Source organism: Novosphingobium sp. PASSN1 (assembly GCF_002278815.1).
Genome location: NZ_NKIS01000019.1, coordinates 40,977 through 51,287, shown reverse-complemented (window position 1 = coordinate 51,287; position 10,311 = coordinate 40,977). Strand labels below are relative to the sequence as shown.

At 56.5% G+C, this 10,311-nt stretch carries 11 protein-coding genes; 8 read left to right on the top strand and 3 right to left on the bottom strand.

The window, feature by feature from the left end; genetic code table 11:
• Positions 1–187: 187 nt before the first annotated feature.
• The gene (locus CFE35_RS21235; RefSeq protein WP_292933736.1) at positions 188–946 is read right to left on the bottom strand and encodes a response regulator; all 759 of its coding nucleotides are present in this window, start codon (positions 944–946) and stop codon (positions 188–190) included.
• A 169-nt stretch (positions 947–1,115) separates the two neighbouring features.
• Between CFE35_RS21235 and CFE35_RS21230 the strand changes: the two genes are divergently transcribed.
• From CFE35_RS21230 to CFE35_RS21210, 5 genes are all read left to right on the top strand, one after another.
• Positions 1,116–1,412 (top strand): NepR family anti-sigma factor, encoded by a 297-nt coding sequence (locus tag CFE35_RS21230; RefSeq protein ID WP_292933740.1) that lies wholly within the window; start codon positions 1,116–1,118, stop codon positions 1,410–1,412.
• Entirely contained in the window at positions 1,409–2,071 is a 663-nt protein-coding gene (locus CFE35_RS21225) for a sigma-70 family RNA polymerase sigma factor (RefSeq protein ID WP_292933734.1), read from the top strand. Before CFE35_RS21230 ends, CFE35_RS21225 begins: the two co-directional genes overlap by 4 nt.
• Positions 2,071–3,741, top strand: coding sequence for a sensor histidine kinase (locus CFE35_RS21220; protein ID WP_292933732.1), 1,671 nt, complete (start codon positions 2,071–2,073; stop codon positions 3,739–3,741). The genes CFE35_RS21225 and CFE35_RS21220 overlap by 1 nt, the downstream gene beginning before the upstream one ends.
• A gap of 103 nt (positions 3,742–3,844) precedes the next feature.
• Positions 3,845–4,018, top strand: a complete 174-nt coding sequence (locus tag CFE35_RS21215) for a DUF1328 domain-containing protein (protein WP_290804887.1) — start codon at positions 3,845–3,847, stop codon at positions 4,016–4,018.
• A 37-nt stretch (positions 4,019–4,055) separates the two neighbouring features.
• Positions 4,056–4,409 carry a YMGG-like glycine zipper-containing protein gene (locus CFE35_RS21210; protein ID WP_290804890.1) on the top strand — a complete coding sequence of 118 codons (354 nt, stop codon included), beginning with the start codon at positions 4,056–4,058 and terminating at the stop codon, positions 4,407–4,409.
• A gap of 290 nt (positions 4,410–4,699) precedes the next feature.
• Here CFE35_RS21210 and CFE35_RS21205 read toward each other — a convergent pair whose 3' ends face one another.
• Both CFE35_RS21205 and CFE35_RS21200 read right to left on the bottom strand, forming a co-directional pair.
• Positions 4,700–4,927, bottom strand: coding sequence for a CsbD family protein (locus tag CFE35_RS21205; RefSeq protein ID WP_290804892.1), 228 nt, complete (start codon positions 4,925–4,927; stop codon positions 4,700–4,702).
• A gap of 38 nt (positions 4,928–4,965) precedes the next feature.
• The gene (locus CFE35_RS21200) at positions 4,966–5,655 is read right to left on the bottom strand and encodes a superoxide dismutase (protein WP_292933730.1); all 690 of its coding nucleotides are present in this window, start codon (positions 5,653–5,655) and stop codon (positions 4,966–4,968) included.
• 363 nt (positions 5,656–6,018) lie between these two features.
• Between CFE35_RS21200 and CFE35_RS21195 the strand changes: the two genes are divergently transcribed.
• The 3 genes from CFE35_RS21195 to CFE35_RS21185 all read left to right on the top strand — a co-directional run bounded on the left by CFE35_RS21195 (position 6,019) and on the right by CFE35_RS21185 (position 10,295).
• Positions 6,019–8,355 (top strand): glycosyltransferase family 4 protein, encoded by a 2,337-nt coding sequence (locus CFE35_RS21195; protein ID WP_292933729.1) that lies wholly within the window; start codon positions 6,019–6,021, stop codon positions 8,353–8,355.
• An 8-nt stretch (positions 8,356–8,363) separates the two neighbouring features.
• Positions 8,364–9,629, top strand: coding sequence for a glycoside hydrolase family 130 protein (locus CFE35_RS21190; protein WP_292933727.1), 1,266 nt, complete (start codon positions 8,364–8,366; stop codon positions 9,627–9,629).
• 81 nt (positions 9,630–9,710) lie between these two features.
• Positions 9,711–10,295: a fasciclin domain-containing protein gene (locus CFE35_RS21185; RefSeq protein WP_292933726.1), complete on the top strand. Its 585-nt coding sequence runs from the start codon at positions 9,711–9,713 to the stop codon at positions 10,293–10,295.
• Positions 10,296–10,311: the final 16 nt, after the last annotated feature.

Below are 10,311 nucleotides of genomic sequence, written 5' to 3'. Positions count from 1 at the left end.
TGATCCTTGGGAACCAACTCCTCAAGTCTAACCATCTCAAGGGCGGTCTGTTCAGGTTCAGGATGTCTCAACATAACCCTATGAATCACAAACCCCCAGCATCCGCCAGGGGTTTGTCAGCAGTCTGGGGCCCGGCCAATCAATTGGCCGGGCCTTTCTATTTGAGCGCTTTGCGGACGAACATTACCTAGGAACGGTTCGCTGTCATCTCCCGCTGGTTCTCGCGATGGAAGAACATGGCCTGGCTGATTGTCGCCATTACCGTCTCTGGTAGGAAGGGCTTGGTGATTAAATAGGTCGGCTCAAGAGTCTCACCGCTGAGGAGGCGCTCAGGGAAGGCGGTGATGAAAATCGCTGGCACATCGCACATCGTTAGAATGTCGGCCACCGCATCAATCCCCGACGTGCCATCTGCCAAGCGAATATCGGCTAGGACCAGATCTGGTTGGGCTTGTTCGACCAATTGGACGGCTTCACGGCGGGTAGTTGCCACACCGATGACGCGGTGACCAAGGTCTTCCACCAAAGTCTGCAAATGCATGGCGATGATCGACTCATCTTCAATAATAAGGACTTGGCCGATCGATTCTGACTGTATGGCGGCGCGTGCCGTCTGGATTTCTTCGGCAATGTCAACGGCGGATTTCCCGAGCACAAGACCCGCTTCATCATGGCTAAAGCCCTCTACCGCTGTCAGGAGAAGGGCGCTGCGCTCTGGTCGCAACTTCGGGTCAAGTGCGGGCGCGACAGAGGTCCAAACCGCGTGGAACAGTCTGAACAATTCCACCTTCGGCGGATGGGCGGTGGAGATCTGGGTTGGTGCGGCCAAAATGGCCTCTAGCGCCGCGCGAACGCAGGCGTCCCCGCTCACTTGCGAACCGGTCATGGCGCGCGCATAACGGCGCAGGATTGGAAGGTGCGGTCCGAAATTGGCAACTGCTGACATGGAATTCTCCTCAAGGCTTGCTCCGCGACAACGCACATCTTGGAAATAAGTTCCCGTACTATGGAACGATTTGAAACCGGCCGCGTTGGAACCCTATCTGGGGCGGCCTGAAACCTACCCCGACCCTGCTGAAGACTTGTTCGCGCCACCTCGATCCAGCGGGATCGGGATGCGCTTTATCACAGATCGGACCCGCTGCGTGACTCAGTCGCCACCGCCCCTAATTGATCCGCTGAACGACCCTAATACGAATCCATGTGTAGAACTTGGACCAGAGCTTGGCCCAGACCTCATCGACGACCCAATCGTCGCGGGCCTGCGTACCTTATATCGCGAAGTCTTGGCTGAGCCTGTGCCAGACGAGTTCACGGATCTCCTTGCCCAGATTGATGCAGCCCTTGCCGCGACACCCGTCGATCCGGCCGCAGCGCCAAATGTTGAGACTGAAAAAGAGCCAGGCTCATGACCGGCGACCGTTTGCATTTTGCCCGTCGGGGTATTGCCGCCGTGCCGGTGAAGGTCCCTGAGGTCGATGTGGAGCAAGCCCGCGCCCTCGCTGCTGAATTTGCTTCGAAGCTCGTCTTGGTAATCCCCCCGTTACGGGCTTTCGCGCGTGGCCTGTGTGGGCGGGCCGATCTGGCTGATGATTTGGCACAAGAAGCCCTCGCGAAGGCTTGGGCGGCGCGCGCCAGCTATTTGCCTAACACGAACTTCAAGGCTTGGATCTTCACCATCCTGCGCAACCATTATTATTCTTGGTGTCGCAAGCAAAGGCGCGTTGCCCCCTGGGACCCTGATGCCGCAGATAAGCTGTTGGTGTGCGAGCCCGCGCAGCAAGGCCATCTGGCATTAGCCGAGTTAGCCGCAGGTTTGCAGGCTTTGCCGGCTCAACAACGCGAAGCCTTAATCCTCGTCGGTGCTGGTGGATTTGCCTATGAAGAAGCGGCGCAAATCATCGGCTGCGCAGTTGGCACCGTAAAAAGCCGAGTGGCCCGGGGGCGCGCTTTTTTGCGGGACTTTGTCGATAGTCGACAGCGTGACCTCAGCCAAGCCAGACCAACAAGTGCGGAAGCCAGTCAGGCGATTTTAGGTGAACTCCGCCGTCTTGATCCCAACAGTCATTGATGTCGGCACCACGTATTTCCGCTTTCTGGCGCAGGTGGTTTCAAAACCAGTCTTTGCGCAGCCTCTTGCTGGCGGCCGTAGGCGGGGCATTGGTTCCTGTGTTTCTGATCAGCTTTGGGCAGGCTTTTGCGCGGCTAGCCCATGACCGCGAAGTCGTCCAATCCAGTCTGACGGATCAAGTGTCGATTTCGGAAGAACAAGCCCGGCATGTCATTGAAACGGGTCAGCAGGCTTTGGTGCGCTTGGCTGACCGTCTTGATGTCCGGCAAGGAACACCTAAGTGCCGAGAAACTTTAGCGATTGCCTTGGTCGGTATGCCGTTTGTTTCAAATCTCGCTCGGATTGATCCTAAAGGAAAAATCCTATGCTCAGCCCATCCGATCCTTGTCACGGCAGATGTCAGTGATCGAACTTGGTGGAAGGAGCTATCGTCTGGTCCAGCTCTATCGGCCGCTGGTCCCTTAATCGACCGTGCGACTGGTCAGCCCAGTTTGGTCCTTGCGCTTGGCCTGGTGGACCAACAGGGAAATCCAGAGGGCCACATAGCTTTCGGTGTGGATCTAAATCGATTGGAGCAGGACCTCAATCGCCGCATGCTCGACCGACGTGCGCAGTTGACCTTGATCGATGCCAAGGTGCTGGCGAGTGACCCACGTGCGAACGACCCCATTGAAGTTGGCCGCGACAGCCAAGGCCGCACTTGGTCGGCTGCTACACAGGTCCTCGTACCAAAGCATTTGGCCATTCGCTATGCGATGCCAGATGAGGTTTTGTATTCATCGACCTTCTTTCATATGGCGACCGATATCGCCTTGCCATTGATCGCGCTCTTGTTTGCTGGGGCCGCGACGTGGTTTGCGATGGAATATTGGGCCATCCGCCCGATTGAGCGGCTTAGGCGCATTGCTAAGCATTATGGCGCGGGTCTTGTACCGGAAGATCATGTAGGCGACGCGTTCGAGCCGCAGGAATTGCTTGAGCTGCATGAAGAAATGGTCGCCATGGCTGCCCGCGTCGACCTACGGGACCGTCATCTCATTCAAATTGCCAAGCAAAAGGACGCTTTGGTTCGCGAGCTGCATCACCGGGTCAAAAACAATATCCAAGTCGTGTTGAGTTTGTTGAGTTTGCAGGCCCGTCAGCTTGAGACCCCAGAACAGCGCGCGCCCTTGGAACAGGTCCAAGCCCGGGTAACTGCCCTGGCATTGGTTCAGCGTTTGATCGTCGAAAGTGACGATCCAGCACATGCTTCGACCATTGATGTGCAGCTTTTGCTCACAGATCTATGTGCACAAATCCGCCGTAGCTATCCGGTTCAAATGCAACGGATCAAAATCGAGTGTGATTGCGATCCATTGCCGATTGCAACTGACTTGGCCGTGCCCATCTCCATGTTTGTGGTGGAGGCGTTGACCAATGCGATCATTCACGCTTTTCCCGGCGACGCGACTGGGCAGGTCCATGTTTCCTTGCGAGTCGATGCGCAAAAGCTGGTTTGCCTGCAGGTTTGCGATACCGGGGTTGGTTGGGCAGAAACGACTTCCAAGCTTGGTACTGGCCACAGTCTATTGACGGCGTTTGGACGCCAATTGGGCAGCAAGCTGACGCTCTCGCCTTACAATGGCGGCGGGTCTTGCGTCGGGGTCAGCTTCTTACTGACCAGCCTCTGAGCCGATCCGACCTAAGCGAAAAAGGGAACGTATGTTCGAAGCCAGCGTTTGATCTGCATGGCGTGGGCCATGTGGACCCACCTTCACGGAAAGGAAAACCGACATGCTACGTTGGTCGATAAGTTTCTTGATTTTGGCCTTGATTGCAGGGGTGCTGGGTTTTGGCGGCATTGCCAGTGCTTCAGTCGATATTGCCAAGATCCTCTTCTTCGTCTTTGCGGTTCTGTTTCTCATCAGTGCCATTGCAGCTGCCCTTCGGGGCAGGCTGCCGAGCTAGCACGATCCTCCCCTCTCACTTCGAATTGGAATTCAACATGAAGACTCTCACATTTGGCCTAGTCGCCTTGGCAAGTATCTTGGGTGCGTGCACCACGACCGGCAATATGGAACGTAACGCAGGGGCCGGTGCCGCGATTGGTGCGCTCGCCGGGGCGGTCATTGGCAATAATACGGGCAGTGGCGATGCCGGGAATGGCGCTGTCGTTGGTGCCGTCATTGGCGGTACGGCGGGTGCTGTGCGTGGCTATAGCTTGGATCAACGACGCGATGAATGCGCCACAGCTCAGCGTGGACCTACCTACCGGGATCGCAATGGTTCCTATTATTACGTCATCCCCGGTACAAACCGCACATGCTGGTCGCGCAATCAGACGCCGCGCGGTCTGTAAGTCCTATTGCCCCTTCCCTTTCGGGGAGGGGCATCCCTTCAAACTCACTAAAACGATATCCCGCCAAACAGACAACTCCCCCACCAAGGTGAGGGAGTTGGGCCGGTTTGGCTTTTTCTGCTGTTGACGCGCCCCAAAAATTGGCCGCCGCACTCGGGGTGGAATGCGACGGCCAAGACCAAGTAACAAACAGGGGGATCACAGTGGGGACTGTGGTGTTTGATGCTTGGCTCAAGCCCGGTGCGGCATCCAGCTAGAGGACCATGTCGGATGCCGGTGGGCGTGAAGAATTAGTGCTTGGAACGATCTGTCATGTCGCGTGGGCGACCGGATTCCCATTTACTGACCTGCTTTTCAGCCTCTTCTTTGGTGATGCCATAGCGCTCTTGCACGGCACCTTTCAGCTTTTGCAGATCGCCGCTAACGCGCATGAAATCATCGTCGGTCAGCTTGCCCCATTCGGACTTGGCTGCGCCGATGAATTGATCGAATTGGCCTTTGATGGTGTCGTTGTTCATGATCTTCGCCTTTGGTTGGGAGGTATGGATGAAACGCTCTAAGCGGCATCTGGTTCCCGGCTCAGCCCATCTTCATAGCGTGTCTTGGCCATCGACCAGTCTGCCAACTGCCCAAAGAAACCATCGATCCAACCGGCTCTGTCAGAGGCACGATCAAGGTAATAGGCATGCTCCCAGATGTCGCAGACCAGTAAGACGACCAAACTGGGGTCATCCAGAAGTGTCTCGGCATCGCGTGTCAGCTCCAAGCGGACCGCACCTTCATGGTCGGCGACCAGCCAGATCCAGCCAGATCCAACCCTGCTTTTGCCTAAGGCAATGGCGGCGTCGGTGAAGCCCGCGAAATCACCGAACTTGCCATTGATGGCGATCTCGAGACTGCCGTCCGGACGGGTAAGGCCGGCGGCTTGGTGGCAGGTCCAGAAGAAGCCGTGATTGAGGGCTTGACCGGCTTGTTCCAAGAGACCGTGGGCTTCAATGCTGCGGGCAAAGCTGATCACTTCGACGGCCGTTTCGAACTTTTTGGCCATGGGCTCCATCAATCGGTTCGCTCCATCCACATAAGCTTGGTGGTGCTTGCCCAAGTGGACACCCAAAGTTTCGGCCCCAGTGATTGGTACCAAAGCCGTAACCTCGAAGGGCAGCGTGGGCAGGACAAAGGTTCCGGACGATCGGTTGAAGACACCGAAGGATTCATCGGGGGAAAGGGTGTGACCTTCAAGCGACATCGGAGCCTCCAAGTTGGCTCAGAGTTTCGCAAAAGGGCGTGATGCGCGGGTGCGCCTCAGTAAACTCCCAGCGGTCAAAGTCTTGGTCATAGAGTTTTAGAATGGAGTCTGGCGCTAGGTCTTGAGGCGCTTGATCTGGGTGGGTTGCATCGTCGCTTGGCAGTTCGGGCATGCGTGTCTCCTGAGTGTCCCTTTGATCCATCTGATCCAGATTGAGTGGGCGTTGCTCTCGGTTAGGGTTACGCCCCCACCCGCACGAGGTTCCAAAAATATCTGTGTTCGCCTTTCTGAAAGGAACCCTTTTTTCGTGTTGGCGTTGATGGACTGATGCCGGCCTTTGCTGGCGTGATAAGGATCAAGTCCATGCAGCCAGCTCCCCCTGATGCTCCACGTACGACCATTCTGCCAAGCCTCGAGGGGCTATTGCGCTTTCTGCCGCAAACGGCTGAGCCGACCGACCGACGCGTCGCGATTGTTGGCACTTTTCCGCCGCGACGGTGCGGAATCGCAACCTTTACCGCAGACGTCCGGCGCTCTTTAAACCTGTTGGACGGCTGGGCCTGCGACCTTGTTCGCATCTTAGATGACGACGAAGCGCTGACAGAGGAGCCCGCGCTGTATCGTATCCGTCAGCATGTGCAAACCGACTATCGCAAAGCGGCTGATCGCCTCAATCATCTCGGTATCGACGTGGTGTCGATCCAGCATGAATTTGGGATTTTTGGCGGCATTGATGGCGCTTATATTCTCGACCTGATCGACCGTCTGACCGCCCCCGTAGTGATCACCATGCATACGGTGATCGAGACACCAACCCAAGGACAGCGCCATGTGGTCGCCGCCCTTTTGCGGCGTGCCGACCAAGTCATTGTGATGGCCAAGAAGGGCGCGGATTTGCTGAATGACGTCTATGGTGCCGACCCAGCGAAGGTCACTATTTGTCCGCATGGCACGCCAAATCGGCCGTTTGCGCGCCCGGATTCCTTCAAAGCAAGTTTGGGCCTTAGCCCCTATAAAGTGTTATTGACCTTTGGCTTGTTGTCGCCGGGCAAGGGCCTTGAAACCCTCATTGCCGCCATGCCTCAAATTGTCGCCGCCCATCCAGACGCCCTGTATGTCGTCCTCGGTGCAACCCACCCCAACCTCAAGCGGGTGGACGGAGAGGCCTACCGCGATGGTTTGATAAGACTAGCGGAAGATTTGGGCGTTGCGGACCACATCCGTTTTGTGGATGCCTTTGTCGATGATGCGCTTTTGCTGACCTATCTCAGCGCGGCAGACATCTATGTGACACCCTATTTGAACCAAGCCCAAGTCACATCCGGCACGCTGGCTTACGCGATTGCCTTGGGCAAGCCTGTCATATCCACGCCATTTTGGCACGCAACCGAATGGGTGGATGAGACGTGCGGTGCTTTGGTCGATTTTGGTGATTCCGCTGGCTTTGCTGCTGTCATTTCCCGCTTGCTCGAAGACCCCGCACAGCTTCTAGCAGCCGGGCAGTCGGCTTACGCCAAGGGCCGCACGACGATTTGGGAGCGCTCTGCCGAAGCCTATGCCGCCGCGTTTCAAACCGCGATCACCCGGCGTCAAGAACCGCATTTGCCGGCCCCCCGCCTGACAGATCAAAGCCTGCCGTCGCTCCTGGCGGTCCAGCGTGTGACCGACGCCTGCGGGATTATGCAGCATGCTTCCTATGGCATCGACAATCGCGCTCATGGCTATTGTATTGATGATGCGGTTCGCGCGCTTATCCTCATCCAGCGCTTTAGGGAATTAGGTCATAAGAACCATACGCTCGATCATTTAGAACGCACCTATGCAGCCTTTGTCCAACATGCTTGGAATCCGGACACACAGCGCTTCCGAAATTTCATGGGCTATAATCGTACGTGGTTAGAAGCAGAGGGTTCGCCCGACAGCAATGGTCGAACCTTCTGGGCGCTGGGTGAGACAGCTTGCTATGCTGAGCATGAGCAAGTTCGCTTGTGGGCTATCGCTCTTGCAAAAGAAGTAGGGCCATCGGCAGCAACTTTAGGATCGTTGCGAGCCCAGTGCTTCACGATCCTCGGGGCGGTCAGTCTGTTACATGGAGAGCCGCATAATCTGGCAGTCTATGACATGTTGGTGCAGCATGCCGAAGGCCTGATGGCGCGGTTTGAAACCCACAGCGCGCCAACTTGGCAGTGGCTGGAGCCCAGCCTATCCTATGACAACGCCCGCATCCCACAGGCCCTGATCGCAGCTGGCGTTAGTCTCAGCCGACCTGACATGCTGGCTATTGGCCTCAAGACTTTGGCTTGGCTCGACACCATTCAAAAATCTCCCAATGGCTTTTTCCGAGCGGTGGGAAGTTCGACCCCCGCGACCGCATTCGCGCCGCCGCGACTGCTCGACCAACAACCGATTGAGGCCTGTGCGACGATTGATGCGGCCTTAGCTGCTTATGCCGCCACCAAACAGAGCAAGTGGCTGATCATGGCGCAAACCGCCCATGCGTGGTTCTTTGGCGAGAATGATAATGGCCTACCGTTGAGTGATCAGCGGGGCGGCTGTTTTGATGGCTTAACCGAGACAGGTGTCAATCGAAATCAAGGTGCTGAATCGATACTGGCGCTCCAAATGGCAAATTGCGCGATGGCGCGTGTGACAAGTGTTGGGATTAGCCCGCCAGCGCGCCCAATCGGTCTATCCATGTGATCCAATTATTGGAAGGCACCCTTCTTCCCGATCCGTCCTTGGTTGTGATCCGGCCGTTTCACATCGCGCCGGAGCCACGCGATTTGCACCCGACGCAACTGGCGCGGGCACGACGTATCTTTCACACGGTGGCCACGCTCGATCAAGAAACCTGTCTGCGTGCTCTGGCGCATGTGAACGCAGACTTTAAAGGGCGACACTGGGAAACCCGCAGCTTGTTTCTCGATCGCAGCCTTCGGATTTGTGAGGCGATTGCTGGCGATTGCGATACGCTGTCGTCGGCCCATCTGGAGCTGATCGGTGCCTATTTCTGCCTTGAATACGCTTATTGTGCCGCTGCAGTGACCAACCCGTCAATAGTCGCGCACCCCGATCAGACTGGCATGCGCCCTGGAGATTTGCGTTTCATCCTTTCGCTTCGCAACGTGGGGGAGGGGCATATCTCCTCTATTTCGTTTCGGGAAGGGATTTTGACCCGGGATGATACCTTGCAGATCTGGCCACAAACCAGCCCTACGCTGGCGGCCAACTCCATCGGACCTGACGCAGACGGTTTCGTTAATGTGCAGCGGCCGCCAACCGTTCCCATTTCAGCCGCCGTGATCTTCCCGGTCACCAATGCCCAGCGTAATGGACTCGAAGACCTTCGAATGGTGCGGTTTGAGGAGGAGGGGCAACCGTCAGCTTTCCATGGCACCTATACCGCCTATTCAGGATTGGAGGTGCGGTCAGAACTCATGACAACCGCCGACTTTACTGACTTTAAGCTACAACCCATGACCGGTACGGCCGTCACCGGAAAAGGTATGGCCCTATTCCCGCGCCGTATAAATGGGGCTTATGCCATGCTCGGCCGCTATGATGGTGAGAGCCATTTCTACATGCAATCTGACCAATTGCTGCATTGGGACAAGGGCGAGGTGATTGCCAGCCCAAAATATCTTTGGGACCTCGTCCAGACGGGTAATTGCGGATCTCCCATTGAATTGGATGAAGGCTTCTTGGTGCTAACACATGGGGTTGGGGCGATGCGCAAATATGCGATGGGTGCCCTTTTGCTCGACAAGACAAATCCGCGTGTGGTCCTAGGCCGTACGCCTGAACCCATTCTGGTGCCCAGCGATCGGGGCCGCAACGGCTATGTGCCGAATGTAGTCTATGCCTGCGGGGCTCTGCGCAATGGCAGCAAAATCCTACTTCCCTATGGGGTCTCAGATTCTTCCGTGGCCTTTGGCCTAATCGACATCCCAAAACTCCTTGAACAGCTTCACTAAAGTGCGTCGCCGGGAACCTGCAGGCGGCTCGGGCGTTGCCTTTCAGACAGCTTTGACTGCCCGTCGATAAAGGATATTCCCATGTCAATTTTCAATTTTCAAAAAACCTATGCCATTTTACCGCTCTTGGTTCTGACCTTGGGCGCATGCTCCACCACCACCATTGAAGCGCCGAAGCCGCAAGCGGTCACGGTCGTGACAGCAGACCCCATTGTGATGACCGTGCCGGCAACCGGCCCTGGCGATGTCGCGACCGTGGCCGCTGGCTATGGCCAGTTCAACACCTTGCTAGCGGCAGCCAATGCTGCTGGCCTTTATGACCGCCTGACCATGTCGGGCCCGATCACCGTGTTTGCACCGACGGATCAGGCCTTTGCCAATCTGCCAGCTGGCACGTTGGAGAAATTGCTCAAGGTTGAAAATCGTGCCGCTCTGCGCCGTATCGTCTCTTACCATATCGTTAGTGGACGTGTGCCTTCGTCTGGCCTCATGGGCATCACCATGACCAGCCCAACTTTGGAAGGACATTCTGTGGCCATTGACGGTCGCAATGGCGTTCGCGTCAACAATGCGACCGTGGTGCAAGCCGACATTCCGGCGAGCAATGGCGTCATCCACGCCATTGACACCGTTTTGATGCCGGCAGACTTGCCTTATATCCGCTAATCCAAAATGCCCTACC

Coding starts and splice junctions, on each gene's coding strand:
- CFE35_RS21235 (WP_292933736.1), bottom strand. CDS start 946: ATGTCAGCAGTTGCCAATTTCGGACCGCACCTTCCAATCCTGCGCCGT.
- CFE35_RS21230 (WP_292933740.1), top strand. CDS start 1,116: ATGCGCTTTATCACAGATCGGACCCGCTGCGTGACTCAGTCGCCACCG.
- CFE35_RS21225 (WP_292933734.1), top strand. CDS start 1,409: ATGACCGGCGACCGTTTGCATTTTGCCCGTCGGGGTATTGCCGCCGTG.
- CFE35_RS21220 (WP_292933732.1), top strand. CDS start 2,071: ATGTCGGCACCACGTATTTCCGCTTTCTGGCGCAGGTGGTTTCAAAAC.
- CFE35_RS21215 (WP_290804887.1), top strand. CDS start 3,845: ATGCTACGTTGGTCGATAAGTTTCTTGATTTTGGCCTTGATTGCAGGG.
- CFE35_RS21210 (WP_290804890.1), top strand. CDS start 4,056: ATGAAGACTCTCACATTTGGCCTAGTCGCCTTGGCAAGTATCTTGGGT.
- CFE35_RS21205 (WP_290804892.1), bottom strand. CDS start 4,927: ATGAACAACGACACCATCAAAGGCCAATTCGATCAATTCATCGGCGCA.
- CFE35_RS21200 (WP_292933730.1), bottom strand. CDS start 5,655: ATGTCGCTTGAAGGTCACACCCTTTCCCCCGATGAATCCTTCGGTGTC.
- CFE35_RS21195 (WP_292933729.1), top strand. CDS start 6,019: ATGCAGCCAGCTCCCCCTGATGCTCCACGTACGACCATTCTGCCAAGC.
- CFE35_RS21185 (WP_292933726.1), top strand. CDS start 9,711: ATGTCAATTTTCAATTTTCAAAAAACCTATGCCATTTTACCGCTCTTG.